The 22081-nt window shown below is 52.4% G+C and carries 21 protein-coding genes; 13 read left to right on the top strand and 8 right to left on the bottom strand.

Features of this window, described 5'->3' with window-relative positions; translation table 11 throughout:
• The first annotated feature begins 7 nt into the window (after nt 1-7).
• A complete protein-coding gene (locus RID21_RS21825) occupies nt 8-1114 on the top strand; it encodes a hypothetical protein (protein ID WP_350192568.1) in 1107 nt (368 codons plus the stop codon).
• 25 nt (nt 1115-1139) lie between these two features.
• Here RID21_RS21825 and RID21_RS21830 read toward each other — a convergent pair whose 3' ends face one another.
• Nucleotides 1140-2612, bottom strand: coding sequence for a purple acid phosphatase family protein (locus RID21_RS21830; protein ID WP_350192570.1), 1473 nt, complete (start codon nt 2610-2612; stop codon nt 1140-1142).
• 241 nt (nt 2613-2853) lie between these two features.
• On the opposite strand from RID21_RS21830, the gene RID21_RS21835 reads away from it, so the two are divergent.
• The 4 genes from RID21_RS21835 to RID21_RS21850 all read left to right on the top strand — a co-directional run bounded on the left by RID21_RS21835 (nt 2854) and on the right by RID21_RS21850 (nt 4932).
• Nucleotides 2854-3315 (top strand): SMI1/KNR4 family protein, encoded by a 462-nt coding sequence (locus RID21_RS21835; protein ID WP_350192572.1) that lies wholly within the window; start codon nt 2854-2856, stop codon nt 3313-3315.
• A 136-nt stretch (nt 3316-3451) separates the two neighbouring features.
• Nucleotides 3452-3850, top strand: a complete 399-nt coding sequence (locus RID21_RS21840) for a hypothetical protein (protein ID WP_350192574.1) — start codon at nt 3452-3454, stop codon at nt 3848-3850.
• Between the two features lie 108 nt (nt 3851-3958).
• Nucleotides 3959-4285, top strand: a complete 327-nt coding sequence (locus RID21_RS21845; protein WP_350192576.1) for a hypothetical protein — start codon at nt 3959-3961, stop codon at nt 4283-4285.
• A gap of 98 nt (nt 4286-4383) precedes the next feature.
• Complete coding sequence (locus tag RID21_RS21850; protein ID WP_350192578.1) at nt 4384-4932, top strand: SMI1/KNR4 family protein; 549 nt, start codon at nt 4384-4386, stop codon at nt 4930-4932.
• 10 nt (nt 4933-4942) lie between these two features.
• Here RID21_RS21850 and RID21_RS21855 read toward each other — a convergent pair whose 3' ends face one another.
• Entirely contained in the window at nt 4943-5203 is a 261-nt protein-coding gene (locus tag RID21_RS21855) for a hypothetical protein (RefSeq protein ID WP_350192580.1), read from the bottom strand.
• Entirely contained in the window at nt 5203-6630 is a 1428-nt protein-coding gene (locus tag RID21_RS21860; protein WP_350192582.1) for a sulfatase, read from the bottom strand. Before RID21_RS21860 ends, RID21_RS21855 begins: the two co-directional genes overlap by 1 nt.
• Nucleotides 6631-6923: 293 nt before the next feature.
• Here RID21_RS21860 and RID21_RS21865 point away from each other — a divergent pair, with 293 nt between their 5' ends.
• The 5 genes from RID21_RS21865 to RID21_RS21885 all read left to right on the top strand — a co-directional run bounded on the left by RID21_RS21865 (nt 6924) and on the right by RID21_RS21885 (nt 12082).
• On the top strand, nt 6924-7391 hold the full coding sequence (locus tag RID21_RS21865; protein ID WP_350192584.1) for a sll1863 family stress response protein: 468 nt from the start codon (nt 6924-6926) through the stop codon (nt 7389-7391).
• A 116-nt stretch (nt 7392-7507) separates the two neighbouring features.
• Nucleotides 7508-8236 carry an endonuclease/exonuclease/phosphatase family protein gene (locus tag RID21_RS21870; RefSeq protein ID WP_350192586.1) on the top strand — a complete coding sequence of 243 codons (729 nt, stop codon included), beginning with the start codon at nt 7508-7510 and terminating at the stop codon, nt 8234-8236.
• Between the two features lies 1 nt (nt 8237).
• Nucleotides 8238-9866, top strand: a complete 1629-nt coding sequence (locus RID21_RS21875) for a phospholipase D-like domain-containing protein (protein WP_350192588.1) — start codon at nt 8238-8240, stop codon at nt 9864-9866.
• Nucleotides 9867-10237: 371 nt separating this feature from the next.
• A complete protein-coding gene (locus RID21_RS21880) occupies nt 10238-11341 on the top strand; it encodes a three-Cys-motif partner protein TcmP (protein ID WP_350192590.1) in 1104 nt (367 codons plus the stop codon).
• Between the two features lie 6 nt (nt 11342-11347).
• A complete protein-coding gene (locus RID21_RS21885) occupies nt 11348-12082 on the top strand; it encodes a DUF5131 family protein (protein ID WP_350192604.1) in 735 nt (244 codons plus the stop codon).
• A gap of 29 nt (nt 12083-12111) precedes the next feature.
• On the opposite strand, the gene RID21_RS21890 is transcribed toward RID21_RS21885, so the two are convergent.
• The 3 genes from RID21_RS21890 to RID21_RS21900 all read right to left on the bottom strand — a co-directional run bounded on the left by RID21_RS21890 (nt 12112) and on the right by RID21_RS21900 (nt 15965).
• Nucleotides 12112-13488 (bottom strand): excinuclease ABC subunit UvrC, encoded by a 1377-nt coding sequence (locus tag RID21_RS21890; RefSeq protein ID WP_502892626.1) that lies wholly within the window; start codon nt 13486-13488, stop codon nt 12112-12114.
• 79 nt (nt 13489-13567) lie between these two features.
• Nucleotides 13568-14683, bottom strand: a complete 1116-nt coding sequence (locus tag RID21_RS21895; protein ID WP_145180910.1) for a carboxylate-amine ligase — start codon at nt 14681-14683, stop codon at nt 13568-13570.
• Between the two features lie 4 nt (nt 14684-14687).
• On the bottom strand, nt 14688-15965 hold the full coding sequence (locus RID21_RS21900) for a M20 metallopeptidase family protein (RefSeq protein WP_350192592.1): 1278 nt from the start codon (nt 15963-15965) through the stop codon (nt 14688-14690).
• 224 nt (nt 15966-16189) lie between these two features.
• Here RID21_RS21900 and RID21_RS21905 point away from each other — a divergent pair, with 224 nt between their 5' ends.
• From RID21_RS21905 to RID21_RS21915, 3 genes are all read left to right on the top strand, one after another.
• Entirely contained in the window at nt 16190-17719 is a 1530-nt protein-coding gene (locus RID21_RS21905) for a N,N-dimethylformamidase beta subunit family domain-containing protein (RefSeq protein WP_145438966.1), read from the top strand.
• Nucleotides 17720-18253: 534 nt separating this feature from the next.
• Complete coding sequence (locus RID21_RS21910) at nt 18254-19198, top strand: DUF1559 domain-containing protein (RefSeq protein WP_350192594.1); 945 nt, start codon at nt 18254-18256, stop codon at nt 19196-19198.
• Between the two features lie 35 nt (nt 19199-19233).
• The gene (locus RID21_RS21915) at nt 19234-19713 is read left to right on the top strand and encodes a transthyretin-like family protein (protein WP_350192596.1); all 480 of its coding nucleotides are present in this window, start codon (nt 19234-19236) and stop codon (nt 19711-19713) included.
• A gap of 76 nt (nt 19714-19789) precedes the next feature.
• Here RID21_RS21915 and rpiB read toward each other — a convergent pair whose 3' ends face one another.
• Entirely contained in the window at nt 19790-20251 is a 462-nt protein-coding gene (gene rpiB / locus RID21_RS21920; RefSeq protein ID WP_350192598.1) for a ribose 5-phosphate isomerase B, read from the bottom strand.
• A gap of 148 nt (nt 20252-20399) precedes the next feature.
• The gene (locus RID21_RS21925; RefSeq protein WP_350192600.1) at nt 20400-21662 is read right to left on the bottom strand and encodes a PQQ-like beta-propeller repeat protein; all 1263 of its coding nucleotides are present in this window, start codon (nt 21660-21662) and stop codon (nt 20400-20402) included.
• Nucleotides 21663-22081: the final 419 nt, after the last annotated feature.

Genomic DNA, 22081 nt, shown 5'->3' on the forward strand with positions numbered 1-22081 from the left:
TTTAAAAATGAAACTTTCCTGTTTGCTTATGAGTGGCTGGTTAGCCTGTTCTTTACTTTCAGTAGAATTGCATGGTCAGCCTCCAAAAAATACTCCCCAACGGACAGAAATTCATTTTGATGATTTAAAGAACAATCACCAAATCATAGGCCGACTCGGAGCACCAGTAGGGACGTTTCATACCATCCATGGAACATGGAAGCGTATTGATTTTTCATCAAAACAGCTCTATCTGTTGATCACGCATATTGACTTTAAATGCTTACGCGAGCCTCTGCTGCTTCCTGAGAACCAATTGATTAAGTGCGGCAGTGACATGTTTACTTCAAAACTGAAGATCGATCCCGAGACGTCGACATATTGGAAGCATCGCGATCTCTTTTGTTGCGAATACCGCGTATTTGAAAAAATCGGATTTACGGGGCTTCCGGACGATTACTGGAAAGAGACCGGTAGTCAGACAAAGCTAGAACTCTACTACGCTAAGGAAAATCAGGAATCTCGGAATCAGCCGTTTGAATTAACAAGTTACCTTTTCTACGTGCGTTCAAAATTCGTGAAGGTGGCAGACCTGCCCCGTAAGGTACATTCGGATCCTCTTCCTGCAGGGCAGGGAGATACTGAAAAATCCAATGAGACAACAGAACTGCAGTCTCCTGGCGACATCAACTTCCTTGATCTTCGAGATCGATACCGGGTTATCGGCAGGCTTGGTAAACCTGTGGGAGAGTATTCAACGATCCGTGGTGTCTGGAAGAGAGAAAGAGTCTTCCGTGATCGAAGAACGGTACGCATCATGCGATTTTACGTGACCCATATCGATGGACGAGCACTCGATAAGAGTCTGGACTTTGATCAGCGTGATGGCATTTTCAGAAGATTCAGTCTGGAACCATTAGATCCGTCTGTCCCCCAACCTGAAGAGTCTGACGTCTGGGAACTCCGTGTTGTGGAGTCAATGAGGTGTTCCGGTCTGGCGAAGGGATACAACAGTGAACTCGGTTATCCCGGATGTCTGGAGTTAAACTGGATTCCTGACTTCAAACTGATCAGTTCACTCAGCTACCATCTCCATCCTGAAATTATCAAGCATGCTCAGAAACCGAAAAACTGAGTTGAGTTCAATTCCGTTGCTCTACCTAATCCTCCAGCGGCGGTGCCTGATCCTCGAACACGTTTTTCCCCGCTTTGTCCTTGGTAATCGTGAATTGATCGTACAACTTCCCGGTCACCGTTTTGGCCTGATAGACCAGGCGATCCTGCTCGACGGTAATCACCTGGTACAACTGCTTGCCCTGGGCGCGGCGGCGGAAGGGATCTGTCTGAATCGCTTCGGCGGGGTACTGCTTTAATTCATACATCTTCGGGCCACTGACGGAGACCACATACACCGGGCCGCCCGATTGATCCGCCACCCGCAGGCCGGTCGCCACGTTCTCTTCGGTTTCGAGTTTCCGACTCAGTTGCAGCGAAATCGGTCCGGTCCGTCCGTAGCTGTGATCGTGTCCCTGCAGCACGAGGTCCACGTGGTACTTTTCATACGGACGCTGCCACGTCTTACGGAGTTCGGGATTATCGCGTTTCACGCTGGAGGAATAGATCGGGTGATGGTGCGTCAGAATCGTCCAGCGATTTGGGTTGTCGCTTAAGACTTTCTTCAGCCACTCGGTCTGGGCTTCAATCTCCCGGTTCGAATCCAGGCCGATGATCCGCACGCCCTGGACGTCGACGTAGAAAATATTTTCTGTAGAACCCTTGGGCCCGTTGTCGGGGAACTCAAAGCGTTGTTCCCAGCGACGGCTGAGTGTTTTGGGCAGCGACTCCTCCCCTTCAGGTTTCTCAGAAAACGGATCGCGCGCATATTCGTGATTGCCGGGGACCGCCAGTTGGGGGATCGCAGAAAAGATTCCAGTGCCGGCGTAAAACCATTCGCCCCACTCCTGGTCGTGATTGCCATGATTTACCAGATCGCCGGCATGCAGCATGAAAGTCATCCGCGGAGCATCGCGGAACGATTCTCGAATCAGCCGCGACCAGTGACTTTTCACATCGTTCTGTGCATCGCCGACGTACACAAATCGAACCGGCGCCACCACGTCCCCTGTCGATTTCTGTGCAGTGCGATACTGTGTCCATTCACTCCAGGCGTACTCCGCAGTCAGCGGCTCCACGTCTTCCTGATCTGCTTTGGAAAGCGGAACCGTTCTGCGGCTGCCCACGCGATAGACGTATAACGTGTTCGGCTTCAGATCCTCAAAAGTCGCCGCATGCATGTGAACAGTTCCCAGGTTCGTTTTGAGAGGCGACGTTTTACCCGGGATGAGACGGGCCTGCTTAACGAACTGCGGACCCGCTTCGGCGGGCGCAATTTCAGCAACCGCATCGGCTCCCGCTTTACTCCGCCAGGTGACGGAAAAGGAACGGGCAGGGTCCTGCTTCCACGAAAGCAGAATCCGGTCCGGTACATCGGTGGCGACCGGCAGTGTCGGCTCGACAATCATCTTCTCGTAGTTTTTCGTATGTTCCCAGCGGGCTTTCTCTTCACCTCGGGCGGGAAGAGTCAGACTGCAGCAGACTGTCAACAGACACAGACAGGAAGTCAATTTCAACACGGGACGCATCTTTCTGATTTCGAATCAACGGGTTCGCTTATGCAGGTACGATTTGAATTCCGGGCGGGAAACGATCCGGGATTGAAAACCAGTCAACCGACGCTGAATCGTTCAGAATCAGTCGAGTGTAACAGATCGGGAGACGGGAATAATGAAGCTTGTGTTATAAATCGGCAGAGATCTGCTATTATGATTGCGATCTCTGTTCCCCCAGTCCAGCAACAGCGCACAGGATGACTGCATGGCCCCCAATGACGATATCGAGCAACTATTGAAACAGGCGGACGCCTGCATCGCCGGCGGACAGTCGGACGAAATGATCGCAGCCGCTGAGGACCGGCTGGGAGTCACCTTTCCCGCTTCCTTCCGCGCGTACCTGTCGCAGTGGGGGAATCTGAGTTTTAACGGCTACGAATACTACGGTCTGACGCCGAATGCTGATTTCGATCACTCCGGCATTCCCAACTGTGTCTGGTTTACCTTACGCAAACGGGAGCAGATCGGGCTGCCGGCATCACTGGTCATCTTCCGCAACGAAAACGATGAGGAGTATTTTTGTCTCGATACCTCCCAGTCAAGGGGGGACAACGAGTGCCCCGTCGTCATCTGGGATAACATGGTTGGCGAAATCGCACAGACTCTGAACGCGAGTTTCAGCGAATTTCTGCAGGCAGAACTGACCGAGTGGCTCGATGAAATGTGATGCGTTCTGCTTTTCTGTTAGTTCTGATGAACCTCTGGAATACAGCGCGGGATCAGATTTTCAATGAATCACTCTGAGGAATTTATTAGTATAGCGTTTCCCTCATTACAGATCGTGAAATAACAGGAGCACAGCGGTGGTCTTTCTGGATATATTGAAAAACAATGCAGGGGTGTTTCTGGTTCCCTTTGTAAATAAACCTCAGGGAGCGAGCGTGGCCCGGGGAAAACTGCAACGTTTTTCGGAAGAGTCGTTTCTCTCAACCGGCGGAACTGCGGTGGTCAAGATCGTGAACGACTTCTATACCCTTCCCTGGGAAGATACGGAACCTTCCGAATTATATAACGAAATGACTTCTCAAGCCCGCAACGCGTTTCTCAAAAAGTCTCTGAAGTTAGTTGTTGTGGGACAAAAAGGGACCGGCCAGATCCAGTTGGCTAACGAGGCAAACGATCGATCAGAACCGCTTTCGCTGGACGAACCGGATCTGATTGCTTCCGAGGTTCTGAAATGGTTTGATTTCAAATTTCGATAAATATTAAAAGAGATGATTAACTCAATAGGGACTAACGAGAGTGATTGTCCTATGCATGATATCTGGAACGAATTAGCAGACTTTCTCAATCGCGGTGAAGCAGGAGTCATGCTGGAACCGCTGGAAGAAAAACTGGGAAGACTCAATCTGCGAGCCGCGATCATGGATCTCTGTAAATGGATGAGAACACGTCATCGCTTTAAAAATAATCGTCCCTTGGTTCTGGAGACGGAATATCCCCGGACTGCTTTCCTGCGACAGCTCGTTTCAGAAGTGGAACCGTTGGCGGCAGTGCTGGATGTAAACGAAAAACAAATCCAATTTTCAGAGCATGTTTCTGAAAAAGAACGGCTTGAAATTCTTGCTTATGTCGATGCTGAATATCGACCGCGCTTACACGTCTATCACAGACCACCAGGTGGAACGAAGGAATAGGGTGTTGAGATTGCTTCAACCGGTTCAGGTCAGCCGGAAGTACATCATGCATCCTGATTTCGAAACAATACTTGAGATATTGAATAAACCAAATAATCATGCATGAACAGCTGATTGAGAGAATCAAAACTTTCACAAAGGCAAAGTCTTCCGTAGACCTGCTCCCTCCCGTCTCATCGGTTATGCTCCAACACACCGAACAGCAGCTGGGTTTTTCGCTTCCCACCTTACTCAGCGAGGTTTACCTGCAACTCGCAAACGGCGGTTTCGGGCCCGGGTATGGTGTGATGGGGCTTGCTGGGGGAGCCACGTCCGACTTTGGCGATCTTCTGGAAACATATCAGCAACTGAAGACCGATCACGAATCGGAAGGGGAAATCTGGCCGCCCGGTCTGCTCCCCTTCTGCGAATGGGGCGACAATATTTTTTCCTGCGTGGATTGCCACGATCCCCGGCATCTCATCACGACCTTTGATGCTGGCACACTCACGCCGCAGAACTATTCGCTCACGGAGTTCTTTGAGCTCTGGCTCAACGGCATCGATCTGCTGGACTTTAAACCATCGGCAACCGAAGCGGTAGAAATCACCAACCCCTTTACCGGCGAGAAAATACGCATCTCCCCACGAAAGCCGGGGGAACGGTAATCCGGTTCTGTCATTTGGATTTCTGTTTCCGATACTTCCAGAAACCAGCGATGCCGGCCGGAATCCAGCCCAGAAACAGGGCGACCAGGAACACTGCTGGAATGGGAGCCATCCCCGGGCTTCCTGCTCCCGGACCGCTGCCTGAGTTGAGGAAGAACTCAATCAGGATCGCGATACCAATCAGAACAACCCATGTGCCAATCCCCCATAAACAGCCGGCAGCCGCTGGTTTCCATGCTTCGTCGTCTTGAGATGGGGGAGGGTGACTCATTACTTCCGCCGCTCCGGATTCTCCTGTGGAAAACTCGCATCGACGCCTTTCAGCCAGGCGTGCAACTGATTCCACAACTGTTGTGCCTGCTCTGGTTTCTCCGCTGACAGATCGGTCGTCTCTGACGGATCCCGGCTGAGGTCATACAGCTCATTGCGATCGTCTTCGTAGTAATGAATCAGCTTCCAGTTCCCGGCCCGCATTGCGCTGGCGGGCGTGGTCGTGGGATAGTAATGCGGGTAATGAAAGTGCAGTCGGTCGCGTTTCAGTTTCTGTGTGGAACCGGTGAGCAGCGGCTTCAGCGAAACCCCGTCCCGCTGCTCCTGGTCTGCTTCCAGTTCCAGCAGATCGATCAGGGTCGGATACAGGTCAGACGTCACTACCGGCTCTCCACAGACGCTGTCCGCAGTCGTCACGCCCGGCCAGCGGACGAGCAGGGGAATGCGGATCCCCCCTTCATACAGCGACCCTTTCCCGGAACGAAGTGGGTGATTGTTCGTGACCGTCTTGCCTTCATACTGGTTGATGAAACCGCCGTTGTCCGACATCAGAAGCACCGCGGTCCTGTCGTCCAGTTTCAACTCTTCCAGCGTTTTCAGAATCCGGCCCACGTTCTCATCCAGGCTGGCCACCATCGCCGCATACTCGGCGTTCTGCCAGGGAGAGTCCGGCTGGATTTTTTTCTCGTACGCTTTCACCACATACGGCTTCCCCTCGATGGGTGTGTGCACCGTGTGATAAGCCATGTTCAGAAAAAAGGGACGCTTACCGTTAGCCGACGACTTCAGCAGGCGGATCGCTTCGTCCGTCAGCCGATCGGTCAGGTAGTCGTCTTTGTCACTCCGCTCCAGCACACCCGGCACATAGCGAAACTCGTGTCCGTAATGTCTGTCCCCGGCAAAGGGATAAAAGAACGTCTGCGGTGCGCCCCACAGTGTGCCGCCGATGTTGACTTCAAAGCCGTGACTCTCAGGATAAAAGCCCGCTTCGCCCAGATGCCATTTGCCGACGTGCAGCGTCCGGTAACCTGCCTGGTGCAGCCGTTCGGCGATGGTGGTTTCATCGTGCGTCAGGTTGGGCAGCGACTTCCCTTCGATCAGCGGCCGCTTTGTTTTGCGGTGCGACTTGGCCTGTTCATGCCAGACGGTCATCTTCAGTCGGGCCGGGTTCTTTCCCGTCATCAGCGAAGCCCGCGTCGGACTGCAGACCGGCGAAGCCGCGTACGCCTGCGTGAACTTCATGCTCTCTTGCGCCAGTCGATCAATGTGCGGCGTCTGATGCAACGTATTCCCGTAACAGGCCAGGTCGTGGGCGCCGAGATCATCGACGATGATATAGACCACATTCAACGGTGCCGCGGTCACAACCATCGGCATGCTCAGCAGTAACACCACAAACCAGAACACTCTCCCGGCGAAGCGCACCATCGGGGACTCCTCTGTCGTTTACATAACTCGTTGAAAAGAAAGTCAATTCAGCAGCAATCTGAATTTTAACCGAACTTGGAGTGGTTCGCGAATGAAATGACAACGAGCGCCCGCTCTCTGACAATTCATTTGGTGACAGATCAGCAAGCAGGCTGCGCGGTCAGAAACCAGTATTTCCACCAGATCGGGCCGATCAGGCACTGGCATGTGTTTTGCGACAGTCTGTCACACAGAGGCGATTGCGGCTGTAGCCGCTTTAAAAAGAATCCCTCACCAACAAAAAGGAGAACGCCATGAAATATGTAACCCCCTGTTGTCTGTGTCTCAGTCTGTTCCTGGTCGCTTGTGCGAACGAGGATACTTCTGAAACGGTCGTCGTGAAAAAACCGATCACTGACCCGGTAACCGAAGAGGACGTTTCTAAGGAATTCGGCGAAGCTTACGACACCACTAAAAAGTTCACGCAGCAGAAGCACGATGAATACGCGGCCAAGCTGGATGAACAGCTCAAAGAACTGAACGTCAAAATCGATCAACTGCAGGAAAAAGGCAGCGATCTGAAAGATGACGCGAAAGTCAAATGGAACGAGCAGATGGACGAATTGAAAGTCCAGCGCGACCACGTAAGTGAGAAACTCGAAGAGTTTAATGACGCCTCTGCGGATGCCTGGGAAGGTCTCAAACAGGATCTGGATACCGCCTGGGAAAATCTGGAGAACTCCTTCGATAATGCTGAGAATGAAATTGACGAGGAAGTTTAACAGGAACTTCCGGAGACACCCGCTGGTCTCCCGTTGCGGTAGCTCAAAAGTGCAGGCGGAAGATCAGGGTGTCCTCTCTTGAAAGGGACAATGTGCAGAGAGACTCACTCCGCTTTGTGTCATACAATATTCATTCGTGTCGCTCAGCCAGGCTGGAACCGTCTCTGGATGATGTGGTGAATGTGCTTGGTGATGCTCAGCCGGACGTGGTCGCTCTGCAGGAAGTGGATGTAGACTGCCCCCGCACAGATCAAATTCATCAGGCGGAAGAGATCGGTCGGAGGCTGGAGATGACGCCACACTTTTTCAGTCTGGTGGACTGGACTCAGTTTCAAAGTCGACATGAAAAGCAGGGGCGCTACGGGTTGGCTTTTCTGTCGCGTAAAGACTTACGGCTGATTGATTCCCGGGAGTTTCACCTGCCCCTGCTGAGCCCGTTAAGCGAGCCGCGGGGTGTCTTTCAAATCCAGGCAGAGTGGCAGGGGAAATCGATTTCGATCCTGAACACGCATTTGAGCGTGCACCGCCGGGAAAATCTGCTCCAGATGCAAGCTTTGTGTGAGTTGATTCAACAGACCGGTACCGAACATGAGGCATCGATCCTGCTGGGAGACTTTAATACAACCGGACAGTCGCGGGCGATCAGGAGGCTTCGTACCCTGCTGTCAGAGTGCATTCCGACAGGAAAGCCGCGTGCCACTTTCCCCAGCCGTTTTCCATTGCTACAATTAGATCGTATTTTCACGGGTGGGGCTCTGAAGCCTCAGCCCAGCCAGGTACTCGCCTCTCCAGGCGCGCGTCAAGCCTCTGATCATTTTCCTGTTAAAGTGGAATTAAAACTCTGATATGAGTCGAAGCAGTTCGGCCTCTTCCGTGCTTTCCTCTTTTCTGGTTCCCGCCAGCGAGCATCGATGCATACCGCTGAGCGAAGGGCTTTCCGCATTTGACTGCCGCAAACGACTGATCCGCCACGCGCAGCATCGCATCTGGTTCAGTACCTTTCTCTGGCGGAATGACCGGGCGGGAAACTTCCTGGTCAACGAACTCGAACGCCGTGCCCGGGAAGGTGTGGAAGTACGGATCCTGCTCGACCATTGGGTCACGCTGCAATCAGAAGACTCAATTTTACCACGCCTGCGTCAGCTCGCAGATTCGAGTGATGTTGAAGTACGGCTGTTTAACCCCGTTGTAGAGAAGATGGAACCCGGGGATGTGGAAGTCATGTGGGCGGCGGCGCTTTCAGGCGACACGTTGAACCGCCGGATGCACGGTAAAATCGCCTTGTTTGACGATGCCTGCGTCATCCTGGGAGGCCGAAATCTGGGTGACGAGTATTTCGACATGCACCGTTTCCGCTGTTTTACCGATACGGAAATTCTGGTCAGCGGTCCCGTCGTCCCCGAAGCACACGACGCATTTGCCCGCTTCTGGGATCACGATCTGAGTGTGAACCTGCTGGATTTCGCAACGGAGCAAGAGGATGCCACGGCACCGTCTGATTCTGATGCCGCTTCTAATCTGCCGGAACCTTTTTCAACCATCGCAGCAGAGTGTTGCCCCGACTATACCGCGCGCATTTTTGAGCCCCGCTCGATCGAATTCTGTTATGATCAGCCTCGTGTCGACACCCGGTTACCGGACGAGACGGGGAACTGGCTGGAAGAGGCTCTGGCCTCAGCCCGGAAAAGCATTCATCTCACTTCGCCGATTACGATCTTTCCTCTTTCGTGGTTCGAGCGACTGGAAAAACTGCGTGAGCAAAACGACGGGTTTCTGCTCTCGATTGTTACAAACAGCCTGGTTTCCACAGACAACCTTTACACCTATGCGGCGGGACTCAAACAACGAAAAAAGCTGATCAACTTGTTCCACGCCTCTCTGCATGAAATTCGTGCGGTTCCTGAAGATGTGGCTGAAGTTATTCCCAGCTTTCCAAGGCTTGCTGATGAGAATCAGAAAACGGACGAACAGCCAGCCTCCGGCTTTGGAGCCAATCCCTTTGAGTATGAGCAACTCCACACGACCCTGCACTGCAAGTATTTCATCATTGATGGCACAAAGACAGTACTTGGCTCACCCAATCTGGATCCCCGTTCGTTGTATATCAACACGGAACTGCTGCTGCTGATCGAAGATGAAGCACTCAGCCAGTATTATCTGGAGCACCATAATCGGTTGCGGTATAACACGAACAGCTGGATCGTCGCCCGTCGACCGGACGAAACGCTCTGGACCCGCTTAACGGGGCTGATTTCGTTCAAGCAGCCACGCGATGACGCCATCGGAGCGCATCGACCCGGCTACTGCTTCACCCCCGGGGAAGGCACCGTCAAAGAAATCCCCGATCCCCTGGCCGCCGATTTCTACGAACGCTACCAGGCCTGCGGCGTCTATCCGGGAATCAACGATTCCGACGAAAAAGTGGAACTCTTCCTGACCGAGAATCTGTCCTATCTGTTTCGCGATTCGCTGTAGGAGATCGCGCTAAGCAGATCACTCATCAAAGTGCGATTTCTTTAGAGCAAGTAATTCCAAGTTACCGTAACTTTGATTAATGCTGTAGCTGAACAAGCTGGAATACTTACTTAAAAAAACTGTGTTTTGTTGCGACAGATTGTCCAAGTGTATGTAGTCAGTAACTTCTTCATTTACCATTACAAAGACGTCACATTTCAATAATGAAAAACAGGCTCTTAATAATACAATTACATACAATCTGTAGTCTCAAAATATATTTATTGGCATTTTTAGTCTTCTATTAAAACAGTGCATATAATAACATTAAGAGACGTGGTCAATTGTATATTTTGCGGTCGTTGATAATTGTTGTGAGGAACTTTCGAGAAATGTCAAAGAATTTTTTCACTGAATCCTTAGAGCAATCTGTAATCAAAACTTCAATAGTCTCAAAGTACTTCAGTGTTTGGGCTAAAGTTATAAAGAGAGCCGTCATTCAAAAAAATTCAAAGCTAGCTTATATCGATCTGTTTGCTGGTCCGGGGCGATATAATGATGGAACAAAGTCAACGCCACTGTTGGTTTTGGAACAAGCGATTGAAGATGATTTCTTACGGGAAAGATTAGTTACAATATTTAATGATAAAGAGGGAACTTCTACAGATAAATTAGCTGATGAAATTAAAAAGCTACCCGGCGTCGAAAATTTAAAGTACAGACCAACTATTTACACAGGTGAAGTTGGTGAAGATATCGTAAAGATCTTTGAGAAAACTAGGCTCGTTCCTACTTTTTTCTTTGTTGACCCTTGGGGATATAAAGGACTATCACTCCAATTAATTAATTCTGTTCTTAAGCATTGGGGATGCGATTGCGTTTTTTTCTTTAATTATAATCGCATAAATATGGGTCTAAACAATTCGATAGTAAAGTCGCATATGGATGCTTTATTTGGTGAGGCACGCGCTGATTTATTAAGACAAGAACTTAACGATTTACGTCCTGAAGACCGCGAACTTACAATCGTGGAGGCAATAGGTGATGCTTTGCAGGAAATGGGTGGGAAATATGTCTTACCATTTCGTTTTCGAAACAAAAAAGGAGTCAGAACAAGTCATCATTTAATTTTCGTGTCCAAAAATATTCGTGGGTACGAGATAATGAAAGACATTATGGCAAGAGAAAGCTCTGAGGAAGAACAAGGTGTACCAACATTTGAATACAACCCTTCTATAAAAAGCCAAGGTTTACTTTTTGAACTCTCAAGACCACTTGATGATCTAGGAGAGATGTTACTTGATGTGTTTAGTGGCAGAACTATGAAAATGATTGATATTTTTAATGAGCATCATGTTGGGAGGCGATTTGTCTCGAAGAATTATAAAGACATTTTAAAGCTCATGGAAAAACAGAATAAAATATCCACAGACCCTCCAGTTGATAAACGTAAAAAAGGTACTTTCGGCGATAATGTCAAAGTAACTTTTCCATAAGGACATATTATGTCTAAATCGAATATTGAATGGACTGAATCAACTTGGAATCCGCTTACAGGTTGTACTAAGGTCAGTCCTGGTTGCAAATTTTGTTATGCAGAGCGTCTTTCAAAACGACTTAATGCCATGGGGCTTAAGAACTATTCAAACGGATTCAAATTAACTCTCCAACCACAAATGCTTGAACGTCCTTTAAGTTGGAAGAAACCACAAACAATTTTCGTTAATTCTATGAGCGACTTATTTCATAAAGAGGTTGAAGTTGAATACATTTATCGAATATTCGACGTGATGAGAAGGGCGTATTGGCATCGATTCCAAGTCCTAACCAAGAGAGCTGATCGACTCGAAGAATTAAGCCCTGTAATTGATTGGCCAGAAAATGTCTGGATGGGAGTGAGTGTTGAGGATCAAGAGTATACTTTCCGTATCGATCATCTGAGACACACGAACGCTCATATAAAGTTCCTTTCAATCGAGCCACTTATAGGTCCGATTGATGATCTAGATCTTACAGATATTGATTGGGTGATTGTCGGTGGAGAATCTGGACCCGGCGCTCGACCAATCCATGAAGAATGGGTCAGAGCAATTCTTAATCAATGTCAAGAAGATAAAGTCCCATTCTTTTTTAAACAATGGGGAGGAGTTAATAAAAAGAAAAATGGAAGGTTGCTCGATGGACGAACTTGGGATGAAATGCCGGAAGTCGAGAATATTGAAAAAGCGACATCTTAGTTAATTAGAAGGGTAAAGTTTTCTCCCCCTCACTCATCAAAGTGCGATTTCTTCCGCAGCAGGTGATGATAATGCTGCGCAAACCGGTGCGATTCGTCGCGGACGTATTGCAACAGTCTTAAGCCGTAGGAATGCCGGCTCAGGCGGCGGGGTTCGACTTCGCCCGGGACGTAGACCTCTTCTTCGCGTTTGGCCAGGGAGATTGTGAACGGGGGCTCGACTCCCAATTCACGCATCGCGGTCATCGCGGCATTGAGCTGGCCTTTACCGCCGTCAATCAGCAGGATGTCGGGGAACGATTCCCCCTCCTGGTGCAGTCGCCGGATGCGTCGGCTGACCACTTCGCGGATCGAGGCGAAGTCGTCGATCCCTTTGACGGTGCGAATCTTGAACCGCTTGTAGCCATGCTTGAAGGGGAGCCCGTCGATGAACTGCACCAGGCTGGCCACCGTTTCGCCCCCCTGCAGGTGCGCGATGTCGACTCCCTCGATCCGCCGCGGCAGTTCAGCCAGGCCGAAGACTTTCTTCAACCCCTGCATGCCTTTCTTCGGGTCGATGTAAAACACCTCGGGTTGCGCATGGTCTTCCAGGTTGCCCCGCAGGTTGATGTTGTCCAGCAGCTCGATTTCATCCCGCAGCCGGGCCGCTTTTTCGTAGAGTCGCTGTTCGGACGCCGCCAGCATCTCCTTCCGCATCTCTTTCAGCAGCCGGTCCTTCTTGCCGTCCAGAAACAGCTTCAGCTTGTTGATGTCCTTGCGGTAGTCCTCTTTGCTGATCCGCAGATTGCAGGGCGCCGTGCACTGATTGATGCTGTGCAGCAGACAGGGGCGGAACCAGCGCCACTTTTCGTCCCCCTCATCGATGTCCAGCGAACAGTTGCGGAACCGGAAGATCTTCTGCAGCACCGTGATCGCCCCCCGCAGCTGTTTCGCGTTGGTGAAGGGGCCGTAGAGCTTCGTCCCTTTGCTCTGCGGTGTGCGGGTGAATTCGACGCGGGGGAAATCTTCGCGGGTGGTGATCTCCAGGTAGGGGAACGTCTTGTCGTCTTTGAGTTCGGAATTGAAGCGGGGCCGAATATCCTTGATCAGCCGCGCTTCGAGCAGCAGGGCGTCGACCTCGGTCTCGGTCTCCAGATAATCGATGTCCGCGATTTCGGTTACCAGTTCCGCCGTCCTGCGTTCGACCGCTGCTGCCTGCGTGAAATAACTCGACGCACGGCTTTTGAGGTTCACCGCTTTTCCCACATAAATCACACGTCCCTGCGCATCCTTCATCAGGTACACACCCGGTGTGGTCGGAAACGTACGCACTTTCTCGTGGGGTGTCTGCGGAGTCTCCCCGCTCGACGCGGACGTCGTTTCAACGGTGGGAGTTTCTTCTGGAGGCTGGGGGTCTGAATCAGACACGAAATCAGATTCCTGCAAACGCGGGGTGACAGTTCGAATGGATCGCGGACTAAACGATTATAGAAGCGGCGTCATGAAATCAGAAGAGGCTATTTTCCTCGATCATCCGTTTCACGACTTCCCGTTTATCATTGGTCTCTTCCATGATGGCCAACTGCCGCTTGGCACCGGAGTTATGAACCAGATCGTAGATCCGCTGTAATTCGTCCGTACACTCCAGGCGCTCCGACATCGGAGAGACCAGGTCGACCAGGTGCGTCGTCGAATCAATCACCGAATACAGCTGGTAACTGTCGCTGTTGACCAGGCTCGCATCGATGCCGTAGCGGGTCGCCCGCCACTTGTTCTGCTGCACCATCATCGGGTGATGCTGCAACTGGTAGGCGCCTTCGTCGATTTCATCCGAAATGCATTTCACCAGGCACTGCACGAACGCGGCGATCGACAGTACCTGCTCCAGGTTGGCCGGCATGTCGCACACGCGGATCTCCACGGTGCCGAAATTATGATGCGGGCGGATGTCCCACCAGATTTCGCGGATCGTATTGATGAAGCCCGTGCTGATCAGGTGGTTGATCAGCCACGTGTATTCGCTGTAGTTCCGCATGTTCGGCGGCAGCCCCGCGGTCGGCAGGCCTTCCATGATTTTGGAACGGTTCGAATGCAGACCCGTGTTGCGGTTCTCCCAGAACGGCGAGTTCGACGAGAGTGCCAGCAGCAGTGGCAGGTAACGCAGCATCCGGTCGCAGACCATCACCGCTTTGTCGCCCGAATCAACGCCCACATGCACGTGCAGGCCGAAGGTCACCAGGCGGCGGGCCACGTCCTGCATCAGTTCCACGAGTTCGTAATAACGATCGTTGACCGTTATCTTCTGATCCCGCCAGGAAGAGAAGGGGTGCGTCGCGGCCCAGAACAGCTTCAGCCCCAGCTCGTCGGCGACATTGGTTACCGCTTCCAGTTTGCGTGTCAGATCTTTGCGGACATCACTCACCGTCCGACAGACGCCCGTGTTGATCTCCAGGTAGCTCTGCATCAGCTCCGGTTTGATCGACTGGCCCATTCCCTCGGGCAGACCACTTAACAGTTCCGAAACTGAATTCGAAAGGGCAAACGTCTCCGCATCGACGAGCTGCAGTTCCAGTTCCACACCCAGGGTCGGGTAATCGTTACGGGCAAAAGAGAGGGTCCCCATCGTACTAATTCCCTTTTTGGATGAGTTGCGGGTTGAGAGAAAGCAGCAGGGCAGCCTGCAGTAAGATGCGACTTCCTATTTTAAGCACACGCTCATCGATATCGAAATAGGGAGAATGCAAAAACACGGTTTTTTGATCGGGACGGGCACACCCCAGTCGCAACATCGAACCGGGGACATGCTGCAGATAAATGGAAAAATCTTCACCACCCATGCTGGGCAGATCGATCAGACCGACCTGTTCCATCCCCAGCACGTCGATCGACGCCTGTTCCAGGGCAGCCGAAATCGTTTTGTCATTCACGACCGCAGGCAGGGGTGATTTGAACAACACCTCGATCCGGGTATTCGTACTCTGAGCGACGCCGCTGGCGATATTCTGAATCCGATTGTGCAGGACTTCGCGCGCCTGGTCGTTCGTGGAACGCAGGCTCCCTTTCAGTTCCGCAATTTCGGGAATCACATTCGGTGCCAGCCCCGAGGAGATCTGACCAATGGTAAATACCGCCGGCATGCGTGAGTCGATCGAACGGGGCAGGTTCTGATACAGGCTCGAAATCAGTTGGGCTGCCGTGGTGATCGGATCATTTCCATGATGCGGACGGGCAGCATGTCCGCCGCGACCATGAATTTCAAAATGGACTTCATCGCAGAACGCCGTCATCACGCCATAGCGGATGTTCGCCGTTCCCGCCTGGATTTCCGGATCCATGTGCAGCCCGATGATCGCACTCACCCCTTCCAGTGCCCCTTGTTCCACCATCCAGCGGGCGCCCATGCAGATCTCTTCCGCCGGTTGAAAAATGAACCGCAGCCGTAATCCCTGGCCCGGCCATTCGCTCTCGAACAGCTCCTTCACCCGACCCGCAGCGAGTGCCACGCCCAGGGCAATCGACGTGTGAGCATCATGACCGCACAGGTGACCTACGCCTGGATTATGCGAGCAGTAATCGACCTCTTTGAGGTCCGTGATCCGCAGCGCATCAATGTCGGCCCGAATCGCGATCAGCGGTGCGTCCTCGGCCGGCGTTCCCAGCGTCATGTCGGCGACCACGCCGATGTCGTTATTCATCAGCCGCGGTTCGAGGCCGATCTCCCGCAGCGTGTTGCAGATCAGTTGCGAAGTCTCTTTTTCTTCCCCGCTGATTTCCGGTTTCTGATGCAGTGTGCGTCGTGTTTGAATGAGTGTTGGCTCGAGCTCGTCCAACTCCTCATGCAGTTGTTTCGTAAGTGATTGATAAAAGGCTCGGCTTTCCGTCTGATCTATTGAGAATGAGGCCACTGAGTACTCCGCGTCGTTGCCATGATGCCGACAGACCGTCTGCGCGACAGCCGATGAATCATGGGCTGATATGAAAAAGCATTTATTTGTACTTCTTATTTTAATGAAGTTAAGGTTATCATAAAGGCAGAAGCAGAAAATTAAGCGTCCTAAATAATTATTGGAAACCGCCACACCGAATTTCTGCGACCGAATCGACCACAGCGAATTTAGGAATCAGTAACATGAAAGAGATTGATGCAGATCGCCGGAATCTGTTGAAAGGGGCCGTCGCGACATCGCTGGCTTCACTCGCCGGAAACTTCTCACTCAACAGTGCCCATGCTGCGAAAGCAGACCCCGATTTAATTCATCGGGAAAACCTCAAAGAAGGATCCACCGACTGGCAGCTCACCCGCGTCATGCTCGACAGCCGCAACGGTTTTCGTTCATCCAAGATTGAAGGCTACTGTTCGAAGCAGAGCGTCGCCGCCGGCGAGCCGATCGACATCATGGTCTCCACCCGACCGGCGCAAGAGTTCAAAATCGAAATCTTCCGCACCGGCTATTACGGCGGTCGCGGTGCCCGGCTGATGACCACACTCGGCCCGTTCGAGGGCAAACCGCAGCCCGTTCCAAAGCCAGGTAAAAAGAATCTGCACGAATGCCATTGGGACTCCGCGGTCACACTGACGATTCCCGATGACTGGCCCAGCGGCGTCTATCTGGGCCGGCTCTCCACGCTCAAAGACAAGACCGGCCACGGCTACTGGCAGAGCTATGTCGTCTTCATCGTCAAAGATGATCGACCCGCGGACATCCTCTTCCAGTGTTCCGATAACACCTGGCAGGCTTACAACAAGTGGCCCAGTAACTATTCGGTTTACACGCATCCTAAAGGGAATCAGGGGCCCTGGGCTGACGTCAGCTTTGACCGTCCCTACGCCAAGTATGCCCAGATCTATGAGAATCCGCAGTCACTCGGTTCCGGGGAATGGCTCTGCTTTGAATTCCCCTTCGCCTACTGGCTGGAGAAACATGGTTACGATGTGACCTACTGCTCCAACAGTGATATGATCACCCCCGATCACGGACTGAAATGTAAGTCGTTCCTCTCGGTGGGCCACGATGAATACTGGGATATTCGCCAGTACGAGTCGGCGGTCAAAATGCGCGACGCGGGCGTGAACCTGCTCTTCTTCTCTGGTAATTCCGTCTGTTGGGTCACACCGCTGATGAACAGCACCGACGGGCGTCCCAAACGGATCATGTTCCGCGGTGGTCCTTACGGCGGAAAATATAAATACGCCGAAGACCGTGAGCGAGACAACGGCCCCTTCCCGCACCGCGGTCCCGACGAAGGTTACCTGATGGGATCCCGTAATGTTGATCCGGTCAACGGGGGCGGCGACTGGGTCTGCGAACTGCCCGACCACTGGATCTTCGCAGGGACGGGCATGAAAAAGGGCGACTCGATTCCCGGTCTCATCGGCTGGGAATATCACGGCGATCCGCCCCAGGATATTCCCGGACTCGAAGTCGTGGCTAAGGGAACCGCCCTGCAGGGAGGTGTGAATCCACAAGAGTGGACCGCTACGATTTACCCCGGCCCGAAGAACAACTTCGTGTTTAACGCCTCGACCATCTTCTGGTGCCAGGATCTTTCCAGCCCGCCCGGGCACATGCTTCCCTGGTCACACTGGTCCCGACCGCACGGACCCGATGAACGTGTGCAGCGAATTACACACAACATCATCCGCCGCGCGATCTCCTGAAGCAGAGCGAACGCCAGCCTCACAACGCCCCGTTTTTACGGGGCGTTTTTTTATGCACCGCGGTTCTTCGAATAAGATTGACCAGAACTTCAAACAAAACTCACGAAATCTTCTTGCTGCGGCGAAATGGCTCGTTTTTAAGCACCGAAGAGTGCCAGGAAATTGTCCTGAACACCCTGGTGGAATAGCTTGGGGTTCGGTTGTAAGTGTCTTTTAGAAAAGTGGTTATGAGTTGGCGTGAGTGACCTTGAGACCACGAAATGCAGTACACATTTTTTCAAAATAAGAGTGCGCTCTGCTACCCGGTATTTACCGGCGCTTCATTAAATCTTTCAACAGGCCGGGTATAACAAACCACGTTTACAGGCTGAGTTCCCGCTCATTCCGGTTGTGCTGCCTGCACTCTCCCAACCCGCCGCCGCAGTTTCTGGAACATCAGCAATTTCACTGCCTGGCTCGCAGACTGATTCACTCCGGTGGAGATAACACCTCCGGTTTTGTTATTGCTTTATCCCGTTTATGTGAGGAAACCGAATGTTACCCAACGCCCACGCACCCCGACGACGCACCGGCTTCACCCTGATTGAGCTGCTGGTCGTCATCGCGATTATTGCCATTCTGATCGCCTTGCTCCTGCCCGCCGTTCAGCAGGCACGCGAAGCCGCCCGTCGCTCACAATGTAAAAACAATCTCAAGCAGCTCGCCATCGGCATGCACAACTACCACGATGTCCACGGTCTGCTCCCCTTCGGCTGGGATCAGCGCGGGGCCGGTTGGAGTGCCATGATTCTGCCCATGATCGATCGGGCCAATATTTACAACACGCTCATCTTCCAGGAATCAGGCGACGGTAACTGGGACTCCGGCTCTGCCAACACCACCGCTGCCAGCACCTATCTCCCCGTACTCGTCTGTCCCAGTGCTCCCATCAAAAAACACTACAGCTTCAACGGCATCCCGAACCGGGCCCCCTCGACTTACCTCGGGAACTCCGGCTCAGAAGCATCTTCGGATGATGAATCGACCAAAATTTCAGGTACCAAGTCGCTGGAAGATACCACGCAGAACGGTCTGTTCTACGCCTGCAGCAGCGTCGTACTCCGCGATATCAAAGATGGAACCTCCAATACCTTCATGCTCGGCGAAACACAGACGGACATCGAGTTCGGCAAAGACGGGCAGTCCATGGACCACTGGATCATCGGTTCTCCCCAGACCGATCCCTGCGGCTGCAACAACGGCACAGGCGGAACGGAGTTCACCGAATTCGTCGGCTCAGCCTATCCCCGGATGAATGCCCGTCGTACCGAACCGACCGTCAGCGGACATCTGATGGAACTTTCTTATGGCAGCTGGCACGTCGGGGGCGGACACATGGCCTATGCGGATGGCTCGGTTCATTTCCTCTCGGAAAATATGGATCTGAACGTCTACCGCGGCCTGGCTACACGCAATGGCCGGGAAGTTGTGACTCCGTAACATCCAATGCTGATTGATTTTAAAGGTGATCTCTGATGAAACAGTTTCTAATTTCCGGTCGCGCAGTTCGCATGCTGGCGACCCTTTGTCTGCTCAGCGCAACGGTTGGCTGTGGCGGTTCGATCCATCCCGATTACAGCCAGCTCGGTCTGGTCGATGTCTCCGGAACCGTGACCCTCGACGGACAGCCTCTTTCGGGGGCCGAGGTTGCCTTCGAAGCTCCCGATGGCACTTATTCCGCGGGGGTGACGGACTCCAGCGGGAATTTCGAACTGATGTTCAACACTGAAAAGTCCGGTTGTCTGACCGGTGAAAAAACGGTCCGCATTCGGATGGCGGGGACTCCCGAAGGCATGGGAGAAGCACCCGACGATGCAGGGAACTCGGATGAAGGGGGCAAGCAGAAAGCGGCTCCCGGCAAGATCCCCGCGGCGTACAATCAAGACTCGACCCTCAAAGCGACTGTCGACGCCGATCACACCTCGTTCCAGTTCGATCTCAAAAGCAATCCCTGAGATTTGAAGTTCACTGAAGCGATGCGTACAAAAAAAACAGGCTGTGGCACCCGGGAAGTGCCACAGCCTGTTTGTATTACTCGTCCAGTTTTTCGATACGTCTCTGGTGACGTCCCCCTTCAAAGGAGGTGCTCAGCCAGATATCGATGATCTCATACACGTCGTGCATCGAGACCATGCGTTCGCCCAGCGAGATCATATTCGCATTGTTGTGCTGTCGTGCCAGTCGGGCTGACTTCTCGTTCCAGCACAACGCACACCGCACCCCTTTGACCCGGTTGGCGGCAATCGCTTCGCCATTTCCTGATCCTCCCAGCACAATACCTCGCTCGAACTCACCTGCAGCCACCGCTTTGGCGGCGGGGAAGATAAAGTCCGGGTAATCGACTGACTCGGTCGAATCGGTGCCGAAATCTTCGACCTGGTAGCCCTGTTGCGTCAGGTATTCGATGATTCGTCGTTTGTAGCGATAACCGGCGTGGTCGGAGGCAACGACAATTTTTTTAACAGGTTCTTCTGAAGGTACTGGAGCGGTCATGCGTTTGAAATTCTAGTGTCGAGCAATCGTGCAGGGGCGCTCTTCGGACGCGTCGGGCAGGGATCTCACACAACAGAGACCGCAGTGCCCGCTCACATCGGCAGGGAACGCCGGATCAAATAAAAAGGGTTAACTGTGAATCGAGGTCTTACTTCCCAATCCGGTAGAGTTGTGATTTCGTGCGAATCAGCAGCGTGTCGCCGGCGACGGCGTAAGACGCCAGTGTCGGCTCTTTCAGGTGATTGCGGCTGATCTCTTTATAGGTTGTTCCGGGAGCGATAATCGTGGTTTCCCCCTCTTCGCTCTGGAAATAAATCTTGCCATCTGCGAACAGCGGAGATGCAGAATAGTTACCACCCACGCGTTCTTTCCAGTGTAGTTTGCCGGTTTTGGCGTCAAAACACTGGGCAATCCCTTTGTCACTCACTGTATACAGTTCGTCGCCCACGACCAGCAGGGAAGGCGTATGCGGAATCTGGTTCTTGTTGGACCAGGCCAGATGCGTTTCCGTCACATCCCCCTTACCGTCCGGACGAATCGCCAGCAGAGTGGGGCGGTCGTAACTGGTCGTCACGAAGATCAGACCATGACTGTAAATCGGGCGGGGGATGACGGAGTAACCGGTGTAATCCAGGTGCCAGATCTCTTTGCCGTCCTTAGGAGAATGTCCCGAGATCACATCGGTGCCCGGGGCCACAATCTGTTCTTCCCCGTTTACGGTAATCAGCAGCGGCGTGGCGAACGAAAACTTTTTCCGGCCATCGACATTCCGTTCCACCTTCCAGGCGATCTCGCCCGTCTTGCGATCCAGGGCGGCGATGAAGTTGGAACCTTTACCGTCGCAGATCACAACCAGTTTATCGTCGACCAGGATCGGCGATCCTCCGTTGCCGTGTTGCATCTCATATTTGAGGGCATTTGTCTTCCAGATCACGTCTCCGTCCAATGTCAGGCAGGCGGTGCCGTGCGTACCGAAATGCACGTAGAGCACTTTACCGTCTGAAATCGGTGTCGGGCTGGCGTGGCTGTTCTTCTTATGAATCCGTTGTGCGGTTTCTTTGGTTTCCTGGAAGATCTCGTTATCCCAGAGAATCTTCCCCGACTCCAGATCCAGGCAGACGACCCGCAGCGACTGTTCGGGCATGGGGCCATTCCCCTCGGGGACGGCCGTGGTAACAAACACTTTCTCGCCAACAATAATCGGAGATGACCAGCCGACGCCGGGAATATTGGTATTCCACAGCACATGTTCGGTCGGGCTCCAGGCGGTCGGCAGCGATGTCTGGGAAGAATGTCCCTGGCCGGTCGGACCACGAAATTCAAACCAGTCCTCAGCTGAGAGCAGGGCAGGGGCAGCGATTACAGAGACGGTTGAGAGTACGCAGAGAGAAATAATTCGGGAAACACTCACGTCAGCAGGCCCTCCTGATTGAGGCTGGGTTAACTGTACCTTTGTTGTGAACGCGCAGGAAAAGACAGATTATCTTGTCACAATAGACAGAGTCTGACAAGTTTTGAGGGCATTCTCAACGCTGACGTATAGAAGATATTGGAGGCCGGAAAAAGATTTCATCCAGATTTCAAATTTTTCGTAACCAAGTTCATTGACTCTCAGAGCGCGACGGCTATGATTAACGAACCTGAGCTGATTCAGGCGTGCGTAACTCGTTCGCACACCCGATTTAGCTCATGATCTTTGACAAAATGGTTGGTGGCCCCAAATTTTAAGAGTGGATGCCAGAATGTTATGTGATTGTCCTTCGGGATGGTCACAGAACGATTCAGGTCAATTTAAAATTATTGAGCCAATCTGTAGCGCATCAGGCAGGC

It is taken from the genome of Gimesia sp. (genome assembly GCF_040219335.1).
In the GTDB taxonomy this organism is placed as follows: Bacteria; Planctomycetota; Planctomycetia; order Planctomycetales; family Planctomycetaceae; genus Gimesia.

What these genes read in the sequence shown, in the direction of transcription:
- RID21_RS21825 (WP_350192568.1), top strand. Translation starts at nt 8, where the DNA reads ATGAAACTTTCCTGTTTGCTTATGAGTGGCTGGTTAGCCTGTTCTTTA.
- RID21_RS21835 (WP_350192572.1), top strand. Translation starts at nt 2,854, where the DNA reads ATGGCCCCCAATGACGATATCGAGCAACTATTGAAACAGGCGGACGCC.
- RID21_RS21845 (WP_350192576.1), top strand. Translation starts at nt 3,959, where the DNA reads ATGCTGGAACCGCTGGAAGAAAAACTGGGAAGACTCAATCTGCGAGCC.
- RID21_RS21850 (WP_350192578.1), top strand. Translation starts at nt 4,384, where the DNA reads ATGCATGAACAGCTGATTGAGAGAATCAAAACTTTCACAAAGGCAAAG.
- RID21_RS21855 (WP_350192580.1), bottom strand. Translation starts at nt 5,203, where the DNA reads ATGAGTCACCCTCCCCCATCTCAAGACGACGAAGCATGGAAACCAGCG.
- RID21_RS21860 (WP_350192582.1), bottom strand. Translation starts at nt 6,630, where the DNA reads ATGGTGCGCTTCGCCGGGAGAGTGTTCTGGTTTGTGGTGTTACTGCTG.
- RID21_RS21865 (WP_350192584.1), top strand. Translation starts at nt 6,924, where the DNA reads ATGAAATATGTAACCCCCTGTTGTCTGTGTCTCAGTCTGTTCCTGGTC.
- RID21_RS21875 (WP_350192588.1), top strand. Translation starts at nt 8,238, where the DNA reads ATGAGTCGAAGCAGTTCGGCCTCTTCCGTGCTTTCCTCTTTTCTGGTT.
- RID21_RS21880 (WP_350192590.1), top strand. Translation starts at nt 10,238, where the DNA reads ATGTCAAAGAATTTTTTCACTGAATCCTTAGAGCAATCTGTAATCAAA.
- RID21_RS21895 (WP_145180910.1), bottom strand. Translation starts at nt 14,683, where the DNA reads ATGGGGACCCTCTCTTTTGCCCGTAACGATTACCCGACCCTGGGTGTG.
- RID21_RS21905 (WP_145438966.1), top strand. Translation starts at nt 16,190, where the DNA reads ATGAAAGAGATTGATGCAGATCGCCGGAATCTGTTGAAAGGGGCCGTC.
- RID21_RS21910 (WP_350192594.1), top strand. Translation starts at nt 18,254, where the DNA reads ATGTTACCCAACGCCCACGCACCCCGACGACGCACCGGCTTCACCCTG.
- RID21_RS21915 (WP_350192596.1), top strand. Translation starts at nt 19,234, where the DNA reads ATGAAACAGTTTCTAATTTCCGGTCGCGCAGTTCGCATGCTGGCGACC.
- rpiB (WP_350192598.1), bottom strand. Translation starts at nt 20,251, where the DNA reads ATGACCGCTCCAGTACCTTCAGAAGAACCTGTTAAAAAAATTGTCGTT.